At 69.1% G+C, this 20,790-nt stretch carries 13 protein-coding genes; 11 read left to right on the forward strand and 2 right to left on the reverse strand.

The window, feature by feature from the left end; genetic code table 11:
- Positions 1-34 precede the first annotated feature (34 nt).
- From ACYVMZ_RS20010 to ACYVMZ_RS20025, 4 genes are read left to right on the forward strand one after another with little or no spacing between them, the layout of a single operon-like run.
- Positions 35-1,690: an ABC transporter substrate-binding protein gene (locus tag ACYVMZ_RS20010; RefSeq protein ID WP_461081484.1), complete on the forward strand. Its 1,656-nt coding sequence runs from the start codon at positions 35-37 to the stop codon at positions 1,688-1,690.
- The gene (locus tag ACYVMZ_RS20015; RefSeq protein ID WP_461081486.1) at positions 1,687-3,195 is read left to right on the forward strand and encodes a GH39 family glycosyl hydrolase; all 1,509 of its coding nucleotides are present in this window, start codon (positions 1,687-1,689) and stop codon (positions 3,193-3,195) included. Before ACYVMZ_RS20010 ends, ACYVMZ_RS20015 begins: the two co-directional genes overlap by 4 nt.
- Entirely contained in the window at positions 3,192-3,875 is a 684-nt protein-coding gene (locus ACYVMZ_RS20020; RefSeq protein ID WP_461081488.1) for a YesL family protein, read from the forward strand. The genes ACYVMZ_RS20015 and ACYVMZ_RS20020 overlap by 4 nt, the downstream gene beginning before the upstream one ends.
- Positions 3,872-5,881: a beta-galactosidase gene (locus tag ACYVMZ_RS20025; RefSeq protein ID WP_461081490.1), complete on the forward strand. Its 2,010-nt coding sequence runs from the start codon at positions 3,872-3,874 to the stop codon at positions 5,879-5,881. Before ACYVMZ_RS20020 ends, ACYVMZ_RS20025 begins: the two co-directional genes overlap by 4 nt.
- On the opposite strand, the gene ACYVMZ_RS20030 is transcribed toward ACYVMZ_RS20025, so the two are convergent.
- Positions 5,875-8,022 carry an alpha-glucuronidase gene (locus ACYVMZ_RS20030; protein WP_461081492.1) on the reverse strand — a complete coding sequence of 716 codons (2,148 nt, stop codon included), beginning with the start codon at positions 8,020-8,022 and terminating at the stop codon, positions 5,875-5,877. The two genes, ACYVMZ_RS20025 and ACYVMZ_RS20030, sit on opposite strands and share 7 nt — an antisense overlap.
- Before the next feature lie 20 nt (positions 8,023-8,042).
- A complete protein-coding gene (locus tag ACYVMZ_RS20035) occupies positions 8,043-11,840 on the reverse strand; it encodes a GH92 family glycosyl hydrolase (protein WP_461081494.1) in 3,798 nt (1,265 codons plus the stop codon).
- Between the two features lie 352 nt (positions 11,841-12,192).
- Here ACYVMZ_RS20035 and ngcE point away from each other — a divergent pair, with 352 nt between their 5' ends.
- From ngcE to ACYVMZ_RS20070, 7 genes are all read left to right on the forward strand, one after another.
- Positions 12,193-13,707, forward strand: a complete 1,515-nt coding sequence (gene ngcE / locus ACYVMZ_RS20040; RefSeq protein ID WP_461081496.1) for an N-acetylglucosamine/diacetylchitobiose ABC transporter substrate-binding protein — start codon at positions 12,193-12,195, stop codon at positions 13,705-13,707.
- Positions 13,708-13,723: 16 nt separating this feature from the next.
- A complete protein-coding gene (locus ACYVMZ_RS20045) occupies positions 13,724-14,650 on the forward strand; it encodes a carbohydrate ABC transporter permease (protein WP_461081498.1) in 927 nt (308 codons plus the stop codon).
- Positions 14,651-14,654: 4 nt separating this feature from the next.
- A complete protein-coding gene (locus ACYVMZ_RS20050; RefSeq protein ID WP_461081500.1) occupies positions 14,655-15,578 on the forward strand; it encodes a carbohydrate ABC transporter permease in 924 nt (307 codons plus the stop codon).
- Between the two features lie 442 nt (positions 15,579-16,020).
- Positions 16,021-17,220: an ROK family transcriptional regulator gene (locus ACYVMZ_RS20055; RefSeq protein ID WP_461081502.1), complete on the forward strand. Its 1,200-nt coding sequence runs from the start codon at positions 16,021-16,023 to the stop codon at positions 17,218-17,220.
- A gap of 133 nt (positions 17,221-17,353) precedes the next feature.
- On the forward strand, positions 17,354-18,457 hold the full coding sequence (locus ACYVMZ_RS20060) for an ABC transporter substrate-binding protein (protein WP_461081683.1): 1,104 nt from the start codon (positions 17,354-17,356) through the stop codon (positions 18,455-18,457).
- Positions 18,458-18,636: 179 nt separating this feature from the next.
- On the forward strand, positions 18,637-19,428 hold the full coding sequence (locus ACYVMZ_RS20065) for an ATP-binding cassette domain-containing protein (protein ID WP_461081504.1): 792 nt from the start codon (positions 18,637-18,639) through the stop codon (positions 19,426-19,428).
- Positions 19,425-20,726, forward strand: coding sequence for a sugar ABC transporter permease (locus ACYVMZ_RS20070; protein ID WP_461081506.1), 1,302 nt, complete (start codon positions 19,425-19,427; stop codon positions 20,724-20,726). The genes ACYVMZ_RS20065 and ACYVMZ_RS20070 overlap by 4 nt, the downstream gene beginning before the upstream one ends.
- Positions 20,727-20,790 lie beyond the last annotated feature (64 nt).

Genomic DNA, 20,790 nt, shown 5'->3' on the forward strand with positions numbered 1-20,790 from the left:
CTCCTCAACTGGCTTACGGAACAAGGGAGTATCCGTGAAGAACGCAGGACAGCTGTCGCGGCGCCAGATCCTCGCCGCCGCCGGTTTCGCCGGTCTCGCCGCCCTCACCGGCTGCGGCAGCGGTGACGACGGCGGGGACTCCAAGGACCTGTCGAAGAAGCAGAACGGCGCGATGAAGGAGTACCGGGCCGGCCAGCGGTTCAAGGCCACCAAGCCGCTGTCGTTCGACGTCCTGCACAACAACAACCCGGTCTACCCGATGAAGAACAGCTGGCTGTTCTTCAAGGAGCTGACCAAGCGCACCGGCGTCACCCTGAAGCCCGTCGCGGTCCCGCTGGCCGACTACGAGAAGAAGCGCAGTGTCCTCATCGGCTCGGGCGACGCCCCGTTCCTGATCCCCAAGACGTACCACCCCTCGGAGGTCGCGTTCGTGTCGTCGGGCGCGATCCTCCCCGTCAGCGACTACGTGCACCTGATGCCCAACTTCCGGGACAAGGTCAGGAAGTGGAAACTGGAGCCGGAGCTCGACTCCATCCGGCAGTCCGACGGCAAGTACTACCTGCTGCCCGGCCTGCACGAGAAGGTCAGGTCCGGCTACTCGCTCTCCCTGCGCACGGACGTCCTCGACAAGCTCGGCCTGAGCCTGCCGGCCACCTGGGACGAGGTGTACGAGGTCTTCAAGGCGATCAGGGAGGAGTACCCCGACCGCTACCCCTTCTCCGACCGCTGGAGCACCAACACGCCCTACCCGGCCGCCGCCCTGTTCAGCTACCTCGGCCAGGCGTACGGGGTCAGGGCCGGCTGGACGTACAACAGCATCAGCTGGGACGCGAACGCGCAGAAGTTCGTCTTCACCGGAGCGACGGACGGCTTCCGGCAGATGATCGAGTACGTGCGGAAACTGGTCGCCGAGAAGCTGGTGGACCCGGAGAGCTTCACCCAGACCGACGACGAGGCGATACAGAAGCTGCTGGGCGAGAAGTCCTTCGCGATCAGCGCCAACCCCCAGGAGCTGGTGCAGAACTACCGGTACAACCTGGAGAAGCAGGTCAAGGGCGCGAGGATCGAGATGATCCCGGTGCCGCTCGGGCCCGCCGGCCCGGTGGTGCTGGGCGGCGCGCGGCTGGAGAACGGCGTCATGATCTCCAGCAAGGCGCTCAAGAGCGACAGTTTCGTCGCGATGATGCAGTTCGTGGACTGGCTCTGGTACTCCGACGAGGGCCAGCGGTTCGCCCGCTGGGGCGTCGAGGGCGTCACGTACACCCGCTCCGGCGGCCGGTACCAGCCCAAGGACGGCATCAGTCTCCTGGGCTCCGACCCGGACGCCCCGAAGGACATGCAGAAGGACTACGGCTTCTACAACGGCGTCTTCGCCTACGGCGGCAGCTGGGAGCTCGTCTCCTCCATGTTCGGCCCGGACGAGAAGAAGTTCCAGGACGTCATGGGCCGGCGTGAAGAGCTGCCCATCGGCCCGGCCCACCCGCTGGAGTCCTTCGAGCAGGAGCAGGCGTCGCTGTGGGAGACACCGCTCAGGGACCATGTCACCCAGAACACCCTGAAGTTCGCCCTGGGCAAGCGCCCGCTGTCCGAATGGGGCTCCTACGTCACCGAGCTGAAGTCGAAGAACATGCAGCGGTTCGTCGATCTGCACAACAAGGCGTACGAGCGCTTCAAGAAGGAGAACGGGTGATCCGCGCGGCGGAGAACCGTTTCCCGGACGCCTGGCGGTTCTGCGTCGGCACCGGCCGCATGGACCTCGCCCTGCGCCGCGACCACCAGGAGTCGCTGAAGATCCTCCAGCGCGAGATCGGCTTCCGGCACATCCGCGGCCACGGCCTGTTCTCCGACGGCATGGCCGTCCACCGCCCGTACACCTGGCAGGGCGCCCGGCACGTCCACCACTGCTTCACCTACGTCGACCAGGTCATCGACGCGTATCTGGAACTCGGCATCCGCCCCTTCCTCGAACTGGGCTTCATGCCAAGCGAGTTGGCGAGCGGCGACCAGACGGTGTTCTGGTGGCGGGGCAACGTCACCCCGCCGCGGGACTGGAAGGAGTGGGCCGGGCTCGTCCGGGCGGTCCTGGTCCACCTCGTCGACCGGTACGGCCTCGGCGAGGTGCGGGAATGGCCGATCGAGGTGTGGAACGAGCCCAACCTGCCGGACTTCTGGCAGGGCGCGGACGAGGAGGCGTACCACCGGCTGTACGAGGTGACCGCGCACGCCGTGAAGGAGGTGGACGCCGGACTCCAGGTCGGCGGCCCGGCGATCTCGCCCGGCGCGGACGAGTGGCTGGAGCGGTTCGCCGAGTTCACCGACCGCCGGGACGTACCCGTCGACTTCGTCTCCCGGCACGCCTACACCTCCGGGCCCGCCCGGCACGTACCGTTCGGCGCGCACCAGAGCCTCGCCCCGGCGAACGCGCTGCTGGATCAGTTCGCCGCGCCGAGACGCCGTCTCAAGGGCACGTCTCTCTCCGAACGCCCCGTCCACATCACCGAGTTCAACTCCTCCTACCGGCCCGACAACCCCGTCCACGACACCGCCTTCCACGCCGCGTACCTCGCCCCGGTGGTCGCGGCCGGCGGTGACCACGCCGACTCCTTCTCCTACTGGACGTTCAGCGATGTCTTCGAGGAGACCGGTGTGCCGACCGCGCTCTTCCACGGTGGGTTCGGGCTGCTCACCCACCGGCAGGTGAGGAAACCGACGTACCACCTGTACGCCTTCATGGCCCGCATGGGGGAGGAGCGGCTCACGCGCGGTGACGACCATCTGGTCACCCGGCATCCCGACGGCCGGGTCACCGTTCTGGCCTGGGCGCCCGTCGACCCGACCGGCCGGACCCCCGGCCCGGACCGGCACACCCTGCGCCTGACCCTGCCGGTGAGCGGCGGCGAGGTGTTCGTCCGCCGCTCCTCGGTGGACGAGGAGCGGGGCAACGCGTACACGGCCTGGCGGCACATGGGCAGCCCCCGCTCGCCGAGGGCCGCGCAGCTCGACGTGCTGCACGAGGCCGCCGAGCCCGCCCGCAGCCACCGGCGGCTGACGGCCGAGGGCGGCCGTGTCGACCTGCCCCTGACGCTCGGCCGCCACGAGGTGACGCTCGTCGAGCTCACCCCGGTCCAGGACGAGACGCCGCCCTGGTGGGACGAGCGGCGGCTGCTCGGCGGGGAGGTCGGGGAGGTGTCATGAGTACCGTACGGACGGCCGACTTCGGCACCGGAGTCCTCTCCCGCGCCGCCGCCCTGATCCATACCCTCCTCACCGTCGAGGCACTGCTGCTGCTCGCCGCGTCGCCGGGCCTCGCCGGCCTGTTCCTCCTCGGCCCCGATCCGTCGAACCTCCCCCTGGCCGCCGTCTGCCTCCTGCCGCTCGGCCCGGCCCTGTCCGCCGCCCTGTACGCCCTGCACCATCGCAGCCGGGACCTCACCGAGCTGCGTCCGGCCCGGGTCTTCTGGCGCGGCTGGCGGCTCAACGCCCGCCCGGCGCTTGCGCTGTGGGCGCCTCTGCTCGGCTGGCTGACCGTCATCGCGTTCACCCTCACCCACTTCTCCGCCACCGGCCTGCCCGGCTGGTGGGCCGTGCTGCTCGCGGTGATCGGCGCCGGCTCCCTGCTGTGGGGCGCGCACGCGCTGGTCCTGACCTCGCTGTTCGCCTTCCGGACCCGTGACACCGCCCGCCTCGCCGCGTACTTCCTGCTCCGGCACGGCCGTGCCACCCTCGGCGCCGCCTCCCTGCTCCTCCTGGTGGCCGCGTCGACCGCCCTGCTGACCGAGGCCCTGCCCGCCCTGCTGGCCGCCCCGTTGCTGCTCTCCCTGCTGCACAGCAGCCGCCCGGTGATCGCCGAGACCCAGGAGGACTTCACCGCATGAGCCGCAAGATCCCGTACGGCGGCGACTACAACCCCGAGCAGTGGCCGCAGGACGTGTGGGACGCCGACCACCGCCTGTTCACCCGGGCCCGCATCGACACGCTCACCGTCGGCGTCTTCTCCTGGTCCCTCACCCAACCGGCCGAGGACGTCCACGACTTCACGATCCTGGACCGCGTCCTCGACCGCGCCGCCGCCGAGCACCGCCGGGTCTGCCTGGCCACCGGCACCGCCGCCCTCCCGCCGTGGCTGGCGAAACAGCATCCCGAGGTCAACCGGACCGACTTCGAGGGCCGCCGCCACCGCTACGGCCAGCGCCACAACTTCTGCCCCAGCTCACCCGCGTACCGCCGGCACGCCACGGCCCTGGCGGAACGCCTCGCCGCACGCTACGCCGATCACCCCGCCCTGCTCGCCTGGCACGTCAACAACGAGTACGGCGGCGCCTGCTACTGCGACCTGTGCGCCGAGGCGTTCCGGGCATGGCTCCGGGACCGGCACGGCACCCTCGACGCCCTCAACGCCGCCTGGTGCACCACCTTCTGGTCGCACCGCTACACCGACTGGGAGCAGATCGAGCCGCCGAGCGCCCTCACCGAGCACTGGCGCGGCCCCGACCACACCGCCTTCCAGGGTATCACCCTCGACTACCACCGCTTCGCCACCGACGCCCTGCTCGGCTGTTTCCTCGCCGAGAAGGAGGCGATCCGGCGCCACGACCGGGCGACGCCCGTCACCACCAACTTCATGGGCCTGTTCCGCCCCCTCGACTACCACCGCTGGGCGCCCCACCTCGACTTCGCCTCCTGGGACAACTACCCGCCCCTCGACGCCCCGCCCACCCGGCCCGCCCTCGCCCACGACCTGATGCGCGGCCTGAAGGACGGCGCCCCCTTCTGGCTGATGGAACAGACCCCGTCCACCACCGCCTGCCGCGACGTCAACCCGCTGCGACGCCCCGGCGAACTCCGCCTCGCCACCTTCCAGGCCATCGCCCACGGCGCCGACGCCGCCCTGTACTTCCAGATGCGGGCATCCCGCGGCGCCTGCGAGAAGTACCACGGCGCCGTCATCGGGCACGCGGGCCGCGACGACACCCGCGTCTTCCGCGAAGTCGCCGAGCTGGGGCGCGAATTGGAGCTTTTGGGCGACACCACGCTCGGCGCCCGCACCCCCGCCCGCACCGCCCTGCTCTTCGACTGGGACAGCTGGTGGGCCCTGGAGATCTCCGACGGCCCCTCCCGTCTCGTCCGCTACCTCGACGTCGTCCACGCCTACTACCGGGCGGCCCGCGAGGCGGGTGCCGACGTCGACGCCGTCCCGGTCACCGCGGATCTCACCCCGTACGACGTGGTCCTCGCCCCGGTCCTGCACATGGTCAAGGGCGACCTCGCCGCCCGCCTGGAAGCCGTCGCGGCACGTGGCGGCACGGTCCTGGCCACCTTCCTGTCCGGCCGCGTCGACACGCACGACCGCGCCTTCCTCACGGACGTCCCCGGCCCGCTCGCCCCGCTCATGGGCATCCGCGTCGACGAGTGGGACGCCCGCCCGGAGGAGTTCGTCCAGCTTGTGCGGCTGGAGGAGGTGACCTCCCGGGCCCGCCTCGTCTTCGAGATCGTGCTGCCCCGCGGCGCCGAACCGGTCGGCACGTACGGCGCCGACTTCTACGCGGACACCCCGGCCGTCACCCGCCACACGTACGGCACGGGCGAGGGCTGGTACGTCGCCACCGCCCTCGACCAGCCGGGCGTCGACTGGGTGGTCCGCCGGATCCTGACCCGCCACGACCTGATCGGCCCCTACGCCGGCCACCCCGCCGTCGAGACCGCGACCCGCGTCACCCCCGACGGCACCCGCCTGCTCTTCCTCCTCAACCACGCCCCCGAACCGGCCCGCCTCACCGCGCACACCACGGCCACCGACCTGCTCACCGGCGAACAGGTGGAGGAGGGTGAGCCGTTGTTCCTCGATCCCCTGGGCGTCGCGATCCTGCAGCACCCTCAGTAAACGCGCCGCCCCCGCTCGTCCGGCACCCCCGACTTGCGGAAGAAGTAGCTGTTGATCTGGTCGCGCCACTCCCGGGCACTGCGGAGCTGCTCCTCGTAGCGCTCCGCCACCCGGGCGTGGCGCTCCGGTTCCACCAGGCCGGCCAGCCCCGCCCACACCCGCCGGGCCTCCTCGACCTCCTCCACACCCTCGAAGTGGGTGTCGTAGATGTGCTGGATCACGGTCTTCCCGCTGTGCAGGACATGCCCGTACGGCACGTGGTGGAAGAACAGCAGCAGCTCGTCCGGGCAGGTGTCCGGCGCCTCGTACAGCTCCGCCCACGGCTTGGCGTACTGCCCGGCGTATCCGGTGCCGGTGGCGCGGCTGCGGTCGACGCCGACCCCGTCGCGGTCGGCGAAGTGGTAGGTGCCCCAGGGGCTGTACTCGTAGCCGTCGACGCTCGGCCCGTAGTGGTGCCCCGGCTGCACCATGAAGCCCACGCCGAGCGGCGCCGTGTACTTCTCGTACGTCCGCCACGACCCGTCGAGCACGGCGTGCAGCCCGGCCACCAGCCGCCGCGGGGTCTTAGAGCTCCGAACAGAATGGGCGCCCGGCGCGCGACGCCTGGCACGCACGCTCGCCGCGTTGCCGGAAGGTCCTCGTAGCTCCGCTACGAGGACCTTCCGGCGCCTTGCGATCGCACGCACCAGACGCCGCGCGCTGATCGGACGCCCATTCTGTTCGGAGCTCTTAGGGAAGGTCAGTGCGATCCACTCGTCGAGGACCGCGCGCGGATCCGCGTCCGGCCGCCAGGCCAGCCGCCCGAAGGTGTACAGGTTCGCCTGGGCCAGTGGATGCCCGGTCCAGAACGGGTCGTCGCCGACGTTGGACACCGCGACCAGCCCGCCGCGCGCCAGCTCACCGACACCCTTGTCCCCTTCCGGCCGGAACCGCAGCACCTCGCTCCACATCGCCCCCAGCCAGCACACGTGCCGCTGCTGCCCGGTGTACTCCTGGGTGGCCTGCAGCTCCACCGCCAGCCGGGTGCGCGGCATCGCGCCGATCAGCGGGGAGACCGGCTCGCGCGCCTGGAAGTCCATCGGCCCGTGCTTCACCTGGAGCACCGCGTTCGGGGCGAACTCCCCGTCCAGGGGCGTGAAGTGGTCGTACGCGGCCCGCGCCCGGTCCGTCGTGCGGTCGCGCCAGTCCTGGCGGTGGTCGTAGACGAACGCCCGCCAGTGCACCGTGCCGCCATGCGGTTCGAGGGCGGCGGCGAGCATGTTCGCGCCGTCGGCATGACTGCGGCCGTACGCGAACGGGCCGGGCTGCCCCTCCGAGTCGGCCTTCACCACGTATCCGCCGAAGTCGGGGATCACCTCGTACACCCGCGCGGTCATCTCGGCCCACCACGCACGCACCGCCTCGTCCAGGGGATCGGCCGAGGACAGCCCGCCCAGCACCACGGGCGCGGTGAAGGTCACCGACAGATGGGTGCGGATGCCGTACGGCCGCAACGCGCCCGCGAGGTCGGCGACTTCACCGATCCGGTCCGTGAGCAGATGTGCCTCGGTCTCATGGACGTTGACGTTGTTCACCGCGACGGCGTTGATCCCGCAGGCCGCCAGCAGCCTGCCGTACGCCCGCACCCGCTCGAACTCGCGCCGCGCCCGGCCGTCCCGCCAGAACAGCGAGCCGCCCGCGTACCCCCGCTCGACCTGGCCCATGACCGGGTGCACGGCCACGTTGTCCCAGTGGTCCAGCATCCGCAGCGCGAGCGCCGGCCGGTGCGCCTCCGGCGCCCGCTCCCCGCGGAACGCGTCCTCCCCGAGCCGCACGAGGTGGAACAGCCCGTACAGCAGCCCGCGTTGACCGGAGGCGGTGACGGTCGTGGTCCCGTCCCGGCGCGCGTACGTGAATCCCTCGTCGTCGCCGGGGCCGGTCAGTTCGAGCACCAGGTCGTACGAGGCGTCACCCGCGCCACGATCCCGTACGACCCGGCCCCCGAACCGTCCGCAGGCCTCGGCCACCTCCCCGTGCACCGTCTCCACCAGCGGACCCGATCCGCGGATCAGCGTCCGCCGGCCGCCGACCGCCCGGAAGGCGGCGGGCGGCAGCCAGGCCGGGTCGACACCCTCGGGCAGAACGGGCACGGGAAGCGGCATGAGAACCCCAACTCCTCGTCTCAGGCGAGCAGTTCGACCTCCGCCAGGGTTCCCTCACCGTCGAGGACCAGGCGGTACCTCTCGTACGTACCCGGTGACCCCACCGTGAACGCGCGTGTCTGCCGGTCCCACCTGAAGGACTCCCCGGAGCGCCGGTCCAGCGTCCGCCACGTCGTCCCGTCCAACGAGCCCTCCAGCCGCCAGCCGGTCGGCGCCTTCGTGCGGTCCGACGACGTCAGCGTGTACTGGACGGGCTTCGCACCCCCGGAGACCGGCAGGTCCAGGGACGTCACGGCCGCGTCCGTCGCCGACGTGTCGTCGAACAGGGCCCCCTCACGCTGGAGCACGTCCGCACGGGGCGTCGGCACCTTGTCGTCGCGGGTGATGGACACGGGCGCCGCGTCCTTCCCCGTGCCCCACGACGACGGCCGCGGGCCCATGTCGAACTCCAGGACCCCGCCGCGCGCGACCACCGAGTGGGGGAGGGACGTCTTCGTCCACGTACGGCCGTTGACCTTCAGCCCCTGCACGTACACGTTGCGCGCGCTGTTCTTCGGAGCCTTCACCACCAGCTCGCGGCCGTTCTCCAGGTGCACGGTCGCCTTCCAGAACAGCGGGGAGCCGATGGCGTACTCGCCGCTGCCCATCACCAGCGGGTAGAAGCCGAGCGCGGAGAACAGGTACCAGGCCGACTGCTCGCCGTTGTCCTCGTCGCCGTGGTAGCCCTGCCCGATCTCGCTGCCGACGTACAGCCGCGACAGCACCTCGCGGACCTTCTCCTGCGCCTTCCACGGCTGCCCGGCCGCGTCGTACATGTAGATCGCGTGGTGGGCGACCTGGTTGGAGTGCCCGTACATGCCCATCCGCACGTCCCGCGCCTCGGTCATCTCGTGGATGACACCGCCGTACGAGCCGACGAACTCCGGGGAGGCCGTCTCGGGCGTGGAGAAGTACGCGTCGAGCTTGTCGGCGAGGGCCTTGCGGCCGCCGTGGAGATTGGCGAGGCCCCGGCTGTCGTGCGGGGCGGTGAAGGCGTATCCCCACCCGTTGGTCTCGGTGTAGTCGTAGCCCCACACCCGCGGGTCGTACTGGGACGACTCCACCCGCCAGTCGCCCTTCGCGTCCCGGCCCTGGAAGAAACCGGCCTTGGCGTCGAAGAGGTTCACGTAGTCCCGGGCGCGGTCGAGGAAGTACTCCGACTCCTCCTGGTAGCGCCGCTCGCCCGTCTCCTCGTACAGCTTCCGGCCCATCCGCGCGATGCCGTAGTCGTTGAGGTAGCCCTCCAGCGCCCACGACAGGCCCTCGTGGGTGTCGGTGCTGGTGTAGCCGAGGAAGGGCGAGGTGGTCATGCCCTTGCGGCCCACGCCCGAGGACGGGGGCACGACCGTGGCGTTCTTCACGGCCGCGTCGTACGCCGCCCTCGCGTCGAAGCCGACGCCCTTGACGTACGCGTCGGCGAACGCCACGTCCGAGGACGTGCCGGTCATCAGGTCGGCGTACCCGGGGGAGGACCACCGCGAGGTCCAGCCGCCGTCCTTGTACTGCTGCACGAACCCGTCGACCAGCTCGCCCGCCCGCGTAGGCGTCAGGAGGGAGTACGCCGGCCAGGTCGTCCGGTAGGTGTCCCAGAAGCCGTTGTTGACGTACACCTTGCCGTCGACGATCTTCGCGCCGGTGTGGGTCGGGGTGTCCGGGCCGGGCATCGGGGAGAACGGTGAGGCGTACCGGTACCTCCCGCCGACCTTCTCGAAGCCGGAGTTCGGGTACAGGTACAGCCGGTACAGGCTGGAGTACAGGGTCGTCAGCTGGTCCGGGGTGGCGCCCTCGACCTCGACCTTGCCGAGCAGCCGGTCCCACTGCCGCTGGGCGCGGTTCTTGACCGCGTCGAAGGTGGTGCCGCCGGGGATCTCCTGGCGGAGGTTGTCCTCGGCCTGGTCGATGCTGATGAGGGAGGTCGCGAGGCGCAGCGTGACCGTGCGGTCGGCACCGGCGTCGAAGCGCAGGTACCCCTTGACCCCGCTGGCGGCGCCCTCGGTCACCGGTCTGTCGAACACCCCGTACACGAACAGCCGGGTCGCCCCCGTCGACAGCCCGGACTTCACGTCCGAGTAGCCGGTGACGATGCCGTGCTCCTCGTCGAGGGTCAGTCCCGCCTGGTCCGTGACGTTGTCGAAGAGGACGCTCGCGTCGTCGCCCGGGTAGGTGAAGCGGAGCATCGCCGCATGGTCCGTGGGCGCCATCTCGGCCTTCAGCCCGTTCTCGAACCGGACCCCGTAGTAGTACGGCCGCGCGGTCTCGTTCTCGTGCCGGAAGGGCAGCGCGCGGGCGGTGCGGCCGGTGTCCGGGGTACCGGAGGCCGCCGACGGCATCACCTGGAAGGTCTGCCGGTCGCCCATCCAGGGGCTCGGCTCGTGGCTCGCGCTGAACGCCTGGATCGTCGGCAGGTTGTCCGCGTTGTTCGCACGTGCGTAGTCGTACAGCCAGCTCAGCGAGCCCGCGTTGGTCACCGGCGTCCAGAAGTTGAAGCCGTGCGGCACGGCGGTCGCGGGGAAGGTGTTGCCGCGGGAGAAGCCGCCGCTGGAGTTCGTGCCGCGGGTGGTGACCGCGTAGTCCGACAGGTGGGCCTTGGGCCGCTCGGGCGCGGCGGGCCGGATCGTCACGTCGTCCAGCCAGCCGCGGAACTTCGCCGGGCCCTCGGGGGAGTCGTACGCGACCAGGATCCGGTCGACGGTCTTCCCGGCCGCGACCGACCCGATCCGGGAGACGACGTGGTTCCACTGGTTGACATAGAGCACCTTGGCGGCGCCCTGCCCCCGTGGGCTCAGCTCGAACCCGTGCTGGTCCGTCGCCCCGAGGTCGCTCAGGTACGTGCCGTCCGTGAAGGCCAGGTCCACGGACACGTGGGTGGCGTCGTAGTCGAGGTCGCCGTCCGCCATCGACGGGAAGACCCGGTACGACAACCGGGTGTTCCGGCCGACCGCCACATCCACGTCGAAGACCTTGTTGTACGAGTACGCCCGCCCGTCGGCCGTGTGGCGCCCGGCGTAGCGCAGCGCCCGCTTGCCGGTGAACCCGGCGCCCGCCTTGGCGGTGGGCGACCCGCTCGGGCCGCGGTCGACGAGGGACAGCATGTCCTGGGGGACGGGTCCGTCGCTGCCGCCCGTCGAGAACTGCACGTCGGCGAGTTGCAGGATGCCGCCGCCGTTGTTGCCGGTGACCTCCAGGCGGAAATGCCGGAATTCAACGGGTTCCGCGATGTCGTACGTCTTCGTCTGGAACCGCTCGGAGAAGGACTCCCCGGAGCGGGTGTCGAGGGTCTTCCAGTCCTTGCCGTCGGTGGAGCCCTTGAGGGTCCAGTCCTTGGGGTCGCGTTCGTCGTGGTCGTTGGCCGACGTCAGCGCGTACCGCACCACCTTGACCGGTTTGTCCAGGTCGAACTCGGCCCAGCCGGTGGGCTCGAACGTCAACCACTTGGTGCTCGGCTCGCCGTCGACGAGGTTCTCCTTCACCTCGCCGGCGCCCGTGTTCTCGCCACTGGCCCGGACGTCGGTGACCTGGTCGGTCACATTGCCCGGGATGCCGCCGCTGTAGCCGCCGTCGACGCCCGAGGCCCGCTTGCCGCCGTCCGGTGCCTCCTCGACGGTGTTCAGCCAGTCCGGAACCGGGTCGTCCGCCTCGAAGGAGGACGCGAACTCCCGGTCGGCCGCCGTGGGTGCCTCGGGCAGGGCGACCGCCACGCCCTGTGAGCTCACGGCCAAAGCGAAGGCGGTCGCCGACACGACCGCCGAACCCCATCTGTGCCGAGCTTTGTGCTCCATCAACGGGTACCCTCCCTGCGCACGGGACAACGTTGTCAGCTTCGATGCGCAAGGATCAGTTGTTGCCCAAGGGCTCAGTGATGTCAAGGGTGTTGACTGCGGCATCCGGGGGCAATGACCGGGATTTCTCCGCCAGGGAACACACAGGCCGCCCACATTTCCGCGAGGTCTCAACTCGGATAAGACCACCGGCCAACCTTGTGCTCGATCTTGCTCCGTTGGCGGGAAGTGGACTATACCTGTCGGCACTTCACACGATCCGCACTTCCTGCACGACCCAGCTTGACCCGATCGCGGTGCCGGGAAGGATCCGGTTCACCGCCTGAGTCCTGGAGAAGGCGAGGACTTGAGCATGGGATCCACTTCCGCCGAGAACAATGGCACCGGTAACAACGGCACGGGGAACAGTGGAATCGGTAACAGCGGGACCGGTGACAGCGGCACCGCGGGCGTCGGCCGCCGCGATCTGATCAGGCGGTCCGCCGCGCTCGGCCTGATCTCCGTACCGACGATGAGCTTCCTGTCGGCGTGCGCCAGCAGCGGCGGCGGGGACAACGGGGACAAGGCCAAGGCAGGCAAGAAGACCGCGAAGAACCCGCTCGGTGTCAACGACTCGGCGCAGATGGAATTCGTCCTGTTCGACGGCGGTTTCGGCAAGGAGTACGCCGAGGACGCCGTCAAGATCTACGAGAAGAACTTCCCCGAGGTGAAGGTGAAGTTCTCCGCCACCCAGAAGATCCAGTCCACGCTCCAGCCGCGCTTCAACCAGGGCACCCCGCCCGACCTCATCGACAACTCCGGCGCCGAGCAGATGGACATGGGCGTCCTGGTCGGCAAGAACCAGCTCTCCGATCTCACCCCGCTGCTGGACGCGCCGTCCTACGACGACCCGGGCAAGAAGGTCCGCGACACGCTGCGCCCCGGCATCGTGGAGATGGGCCAGTTCGACGGCGACAAGGTCTGGGTCCTGTACTACGCCTACACGGTGTACGGCGTGTGGTACTCGCAGAAGGCCCTGGACTCGCTCGACGAGCAGTACCCCGAGACCTGGGACCAGATGCTCGCGGTCTGCGAGAAGGCCAAGAAGAAGGGTATGGCGGGCTGGACGTACGCGGGCAAATACCCGTACTACCTCCCCTTCTCGCTCTACCCGATGATCGGCAAGGTCGGCGGCCGCGAGGTGCTCGACGCCATCGACAACCTGGAGCCGAACGCCTGGAAGCACCCGGCGGTCAAGGCCTGCTTCGACGCCTACTACGAGCTCTACAAGAAGGGCTACATCCTCCGCGGCACGCCGGGCCTGGACCACATCCAGTCGCAGACCGCGTGGGCCCAGGGCAAGGCGCTGTTCATCCCGAACGGCTCCTGGGTGGAGAACGAGTCGGCGAACGTCATCCCGAAGGACTTCGACCTGGCCGTCTCCGCGCCCACCGGCCTCGACTCCTCCGACAAGATGCCGTTCGGCACCATCTGGGCCTCCGGCGGCGAGCCTTTCATCGTCCCGGCCAAGGCGAAGAATCCCGAGGGCGGCATGGAACAGCTGCGCATCATGCTCAGCGAGGCCTCCTCGAAGAACTTCACCAGCAAGGTGAAGTCACTGACCGCGTACAACGGCGGCACCGACGGCATCACGCTCACCCCGGGCCTGAAATCCGGTGTCGCGGCGCTGGAAAAGGCCGGCGAGAACGTGGTGAACCCGCGACTCCAGGACTGGTACGTGCAGCTGCAGAAGGAGAAGATCGGTGTCTCCGGTCTCGGCGAGATGATGGCCGGCCGCATCACGCCGGCCGAGGCCATCAAGAAGATCCAGGGCTTCGCCGACGAGACCGCCAAGGACTCGTCGATCAAGCACTACAAGCACCAGTAACCCCACCGGAGTGGCGATGCAGCACGGCAAGTACCGGTTCATCGTGGGGTTTCTGGCGCTGCCCCTGGGACTGTACGCGCTCTTCGTGGTCTGGCCGTTCATCCAGTCCATCTACTACTCGTTCACGGACTGGACCGGACTGAGCCCCGAATTCAAGATGGTCGGAGTCGACAATTACCGGCGGATGCTCGACGACGACATCTTCTGGAAATCGTTGCAGCACAGCCTGCTGTTCGCATTGCTGCTGCCGCTGGTGACGATCAGTCTGGCGCTGTTCTTCGCCTTCATGATCAATGTGGGCGGGCGGCGGAGGAAAGGCGGTCCGGTGATCTCCGGTGTCCGCGGCTCCTCGTTCTACAAGATCGTCTACTTCTTCCCGCAGGTGCTGTCCATCGCCATCGTCGCGCTGCTGTTCGCCTTCGCGTACAACCCGGACAGCGGCGCGATCAACTCCATCCTGCGCGTCATCGGGCTCGACAGCGTCCAGCCGCTGTGGCTGGGCGACCCGAACCTCGCCCTGTGGGCCGTGATGGCGGTACTCGTCTGGTCCACGGTCGGCTTCTTCGTCGTCCTCTTCTCCGCCGGGATGGCCTCCATCCCGGCGGAGCTGTACGAGGCCGCGCTGCTGGACGGGGCGGGCCGCGCCACCACGTTCTTCCGGGTCACCCTGCCGCTGCTGTGGGACACCGTGCAGTCCGGCTGGGTCTACATGGGCATCCTCGCCCTGGGCGCCGAGTCGTTCGCGGTCGTGCAGATCATGACGACCGGCCCGGGCGGTCCCGACTACTCGACCACCGTCATGGTCCTGTACGTGTACCAGAAGGCGTTCCGTGACGGGCAGGCCGCCTACGCCACCACCATCGGTGTCGCCCTGCTCGTCGTCACGCTGGCCTTCGCCGCCGTCGTGATGCGGCTGGGGCGGCGCGAGCGGCTGGAGTACTGATCGAATGAAGACGACCGAGACCTCCGCCCCCGTACCGGCCGAGTCCGGCGCCCCCGTCACCAAGGCCGACGCCCCCTCCGGCCCGCCGCCGAGGGAGAAGAAGGAAGGCACGGTCCTCAACGCCTTCTCCCACGGCATCCTGATCCTCTGGGCCTTCATGGTCGTCATGCCGCTGCTGTGGGCGGTGATGACGTCGTTCAAGGACGACCGCTCCATCTTCTCCTCGCCCTGGTCGCTGCCGGACACGCTGCACTTCGACAACTGGTCGCGGGCCTGGACCGAGGCCAACATGAGCGACTACTTCCTCAACACCGTGCTGGTGGTGGGAGGGTCGCTCATCGGCACGCTGGTGCTGGGCTCCATGGCCGCCTACGTGCTGGCCCGCTTCGACTTCCCGGGCAACCGCTTCATCTACTACCTCTTCATCGGCGGCATGAGCTTCCCGATCATGCTGGCGCTGGTCCCGTTGTTCTACGTCGTCAACAACATGGGGCTGCTGAACACCATCCACGGCCTGATCCTGGTCTACATCGCCTACTCGCTGCCGTTCACGGTGTTCTTCCTGACCGCCTTCTTCCGCACCCTGCCGACCTCGGTGGCGGAGGCGGCCTTCGTCGACGGTGCCTCGCACTCCCGGACGTTCTTCCAGATCATGCTGCCGATGGCCAAGCCGGGCCTGGTCAGCGTGGGCATCTTCAACTTCCTGGGCCAGTGGAACCAGTACATGCTGCCCACGGTCCTCAACACCGACCCCGACAAGCGCGTCCTCACCCAGGGCCTGGTGCAGCTGGCGGTCAGCCAGGGCTACAAGGGGGACTGGTCCGGCCTCTTCGCCGGCCTGGTGATGGCGATGCTGCCGGTGCTCGCCGCGTACGTCATCTTCCAGCGGCAGGTGGTCCAGGGGCTGACGGCGGGTGCCCTGAAGTAGGCGCGGGCGGGCGGTTTTCGGCGCATGCGGCCGCCGCGACCGTCCGTTTCGGTCCCCGTCGGCTGCCCGCCGGTGTGCCGTGCTCGAGGCCGCCCTCCGGGCGGGGCGGCGCGCACGGGCGTGGCCGTTCACCTGTGTGGAGGATCCCGTCCCGCCTGTTTGCCGCCCCCGCAGGGCCGGCGAACGCACGACCGTGCCGGAGCCCGGGTGCGGGGAGGGAGGTGGCCCAGGGGCCGGCGGCAAGCCGGGGTCTGCGTAGCGCTCCGCGACCGTCCGCGCACCCGCCGCTCCCGGCCGCGGGGGCGGCGTCCGCATGCGTGTGCAAGGACGCGGAAACAGTTCAACCTCTTGACGGGAGGCAACCCGAACAGCTCAGCTTAGAGTTCACTAGTTGGACATAGGCGGGGTCTCATCGAGGCGGCCCCGTGCGCAGGAGGTCGTCGTGGAGACTCCGGGGTCGCAGTCGTCGCTGCACCGAGCCAACCTGGAGCGGGTCGTACGTGCCGTCCGCCTGGCGGGTTCCCTCACCCAGGCCGAGATCGCGAGGACGACGGGCCTGTCCGCGGCCACGGTCTCCAACATCGTCCGGGAGCTCAAAGAAGGCGGAACGGTCGAGGTCACGCCCACCTCGGCGGGCGGCCGCCGGGCCAGGAGCGTGTCCCTGAGCGGGGATGCCGGCATCGTCATCGGCGTGGATTTCGGCCACACGCATTTGCGGGTCGCGATCGGGAATCTCGCCCACCAGGTGCTGGCCGAGGAGTCCGAGCCGCTGGACGTGGACGCCTCCTCGACGCAGGGCTTCGACCGGGCTGAACAGCTGGTCGACCGGCTGATCGAGGCGACCGGCGTGGACCGCGCCAAGATCGCCGGGGTGGGTCTCGGCGTGCCCGGCCCGATCGACGTGGAGTCCGGGACGCTGGGCTCGACGGCCATCCTCCCCGGCTGGACCGGCACCAAGCCCGCCGAGGAGCTGCGGGGGCGGCTCGGCGTACCGGTGCACGTGGACAACGACGCCAACCTCGGCGCCCTCGGCGAGATGGTCTGGGGCAGCGGCCGGGGCGTGCGCGACCTGGCGTACATCAAGGTCGCCAGCGGTGTCGGCGCGGGCCTGGTGATCAACGGGAAGATCTACCGAGGGCCGGGCGGCACTGCGGGAGAAATCGGGCATATTACACTTGACGAATCCGGCCCGGTCTGCCGCTGCGGCAACCGCGGCTGCCTGGAGACCTTCACGGCCGCCCGCTATGTGCTGCCGCTCCTCCAGCCCAGCCACGGCACCGACCTGACCATGGAAGGCGTCGTGCGGCTGGCGCGGGACGGTGATCCGGGCTGTCGTCGGGTGATCGCCGACGTCGGCCGCCACATCGGCAGTGGAGTGGCCAACCTCTGCAACCTGCTGAACCCGAGCCGCGTGGTCCTGGGCGGTGATCTCGCCGAGGCCGGTGAGTTGGTGCTCGGGCCGATCCGGGAGTCCGTCGGCCGCTACGCCATCCCCAGTGCGGCACGCCAACTCTCCGTTCTCCCCGGGGCACTCGGGGGTCGCGCGGAGGTGCTCGGAGCACTCGCTCTCGCGCTCAGCGAGATGGGTGATTCAACCCTTTTGGACGGCACGCTCCACGCAGCCACCCCTGCCTTTACTTAGAGAACGGATGGCACCGTTGCCAAGCCGTTAAGGATTTACTTCTTGACGTCGCACGTGTGGCCGAGTTGACTTCCAGCCACCTCGGCCGCAACGACGCGGCCTCGTCAGGGAGGTTTCTGAAGTGAACACGCGTATGCGTCGTGCCGCCGTTGCTGTTGCCGCAGGTGCGATGGCCGTTTCGCTGGCCGCCTGTGGCAGTGCCAAGGAGGCCGGCGACAAGAGTGAGGGCACCGGCGGCACCGCCGCGAAGGGCGACGACATCAAGGTCGGTCTGCTCCTGCCGGAGAACCAGACCGCGCGCTACGAGAAGTTCGACAAGCCCTTGATCGAGAAGAAGGTCAAGGAGCTCACGAACAACAAGGGCGAGGTCGTCTACGCCAACGCCAAGCAGGACGCCAGCCTGCAGAACCAGCAGGTCGACACGATGGTGACCAACAAGGTCGACGTGCTGATCGTGGACGCGGTGGACTCCAAGGCCATCGCCGGTTCCGTGAAGAAGGCCAAGGACGCCGGCATCCCGGTCGTCGCCTACGACCGTCTGGCCGAGGGCCCGATCGATGCCTACACCTCGTTCGACAACTTCACCGTCGGCAAGACCCAGGGCGAGGCCCTCCTGAAGGCCCTGGGCGACAAGGCCAAGGACGGTCAGATCGTCATGATGAACGGGTCGTCCACCGACCCGAACGCCGCCCAGTTCAAGAAGGGCGCCCACTCGGTCCTCGACGGCAAGGTGAAGATCGGCCGCGAGTACGACACCAAGGAGTGGAAGCCGGAGAACGCCAACTCCAACATGGAAGGCGCCATCTCCGCCCTCGGCAAGGACAAGATCGTCGGTGTCTACTCCGCCAACGACGGCATGGCGGGCGGCATCATCACCGCCCTGAAGGCGGCCGGCATCGACGACATCCCGGTCACCGGCCAGGACGCCGAGCTCGCGGGTGTGCAGCGCATCGTCACCGGTGAGCAGTACATGAGCGTCTACAAGCCGTACCCGCAGGAGGCCGACGTCGCCGCCGAGATGGCCGTCGCGCTCGCCCAGGGCAAGTCGCTCGACTCCGTCGCCAAGGACAAGGTCGACAGCCCCACCAACAAGGGCATCCCGGCCGTCCTGGTCCCGGTCGTCTCCCTGACCAAGGACAACATCAAGGACACCGTCATCAAGGACGGCATCTACACGGTGAACGAGATCTGCACGGCCAAGTACAAGTCGGCCTGCGAGAAGATCGGCCTCGAGTAAGCAGTCCCAAGTCCCTCGAGCCGTACGGGAGTCCGCGACCGGATTCCCGTACGGGACTGACTGCCCCGAGCTCCTCCGGCGCCCCGCACACATCAGCCCCGCAAGCTCCGCGGGGCGCCGGACGGAACACTCCCCCCAAACTTCTGCACAACCTCCCGCCGGGTCAGGCGGCGAAGGAGATGGTTCACGTGTCCGCTACGCCCGTGCTGGCGTTGCGCGGGGTCTCCAAGCGGTTCGGTGCCGTACAGGCGCTCACCGACGTAGAGCTTGAGGTCCACGCCGGTGAAGTGGTCGCCCTGGTCGGCGACAACGGTGCCGGAAAGTCCACGCTGGTCAAGACGATCGCCGGCGTGCACCCCATCGATGACGGCGTCATCGAATGGGACGGCAGGCCCGTCCAGATCAACAAGCCGCACGACGCCCAGAACCTGGGCATCGCGACGGTGTACCAGGACCTCGCGCTGTGCGACAACATCGACGTCGTCGGCAACCTCTACCTGGGCCGGGAGATCCGCAAGCGCGGCATCCTGGACGAGGTGGAGATGGAGCGCCGGTCCCGCGAGCTGCTCGACACCCTGTCCATCCGCATCCCCAGCGTCCGCATCCCGATCGCCTCGCTCTCCGGCGGCCAGCGGCAGACCGTGGCCATCGCCCGGTCCATGCTCGGCGAGCCCAAGCTGGTGATCCTCGACGAGCCCACCGCCGCCCTCGGCGTCGAGCAGACCGCGCAGGTCCTCGACCTGGTCGAGCGGCTGCGCGAGCGCGGCCACGCCGTGATCCTCATCAGCCACAACATGGCTGACGTCAAGGCCGTCGCGGACAAGGTCGCCGTGCTGCGCCTCGGGCGCAACAACGGCGTCTTCGAGGTCAAGTCGACCTCGCAGGAAGAGATCATCTCCGCCATCACGGGCGCCACGGAAAACGCCGTGACCCGTCGTGCGGCGCGCACCAATGGGGAGATCAAGAAGTGAATATCGACAAGACCTCCGCGACCACGTCAGCCCCCGAAGACCACGTCGTGGTGAACCCCGAGGCTCCCGCCGGCGCCGTCACGGTCGTCGACCCCCGCCTGCTGGTGCGCGAACAGGGCCTCGCGGGCTATGCCACCGAGTTCAAGCGGAAGATGAAGTCCGGTGACCTGGGCTCCATCCCCGTCGTCATCGGCCTGGCGGTCATCTGGGCCATCTTCACCAGCCTGAACTCCAACTTCCTCACCGCCGGCAACCTGTCCGACATGTCCGTCGCCATGGTCGGCACGGGCATGATCGCCGTCGGTATCGTCTTCGTGCTGCTGCTCGGCGAGATCGACCTTTCGGTCGGCTCGGTCAGCGGTGTCGCGGGCGCCACCTTCGCGGTGCTGAACGTCACCAACGGCATGAACGAGTGGCTCGCCTTCGTGCTGGCCATCCTCACCGGTACGGCCGCGGGCGCGCTGCACGGCTTCTTCTTCGCGAAGATCGGCGTCCCGGCGTTCGCCGTCACCCTGGCCGGCCTGCTGTTCTGGAACGGCTTCATGCTCCAGATCCTGGGCGAGAACGGCACCATCAACCTCGACGCCGACGGTGTCGTGGCCAAGCTGACCAGCTACTACTTCAGCGATGTGGCCGCCGCCTACGGTCTCGCGATCGCGGTGACGGTGATCTACTTCCTCAGCGCGTTCTTCGGCAACCGCCGCCGCGAGGCCGCGGGTGTGCCGTCCCAGCCGCTGAGCGACACCATCGTGCGCACCGCGCTGCTGGCCGTCGTGGCGTTCGCCGTCGCGATCGTCTTCAACCAGTACAAGGGCCTGCCGCTGGCCGTGGTGATCTTCATCGCGGTGCTGCTGGTGACGGACTTCGTGCTGCGGCGCACCGCGTACGGCCGCAAGGTCTTCGCGCTCGGCGGCAGCGTCGAGGCGTCCCGGCGTGCCGGCATCAACGTGGCGATGGTCCGGATCTCGGTGTTCGCGATCTCCGGCACGTTCGCCGCGATCGGCGGTCTGTTCATCGCCTCCAAGATCGCGTCCGCCAACCAGGGTGCCGGTGGTGGCGACCTGCTGATGAACGCGATCGCCGCCGCGGTGATCGGTGGTACGTCGCTGTTCGGTGGGCGTGGACGTACCTGGAACGCGCTGCTCGGTGTGCTGGTGATCGTGTCGATCCAGTACGGGCTCGCCCTGGAGGGCATCGCCTCGCCGGTGCAGTACATGATCACCGGTGGTGTGCTGCTGGCGACCGTCGTCATCGACGCGGTGACGCGCAAGACGCAGAAGACCGCGGGTCGCGCATAGCCCGGGTCGGCGGCGTCGCCGACTGCCTGAAAGAGCCTGTGCCCGGCACCAACGGCGGTGCCGG

The organism is Streptomyces deserti, assembly GCF_054782695.1.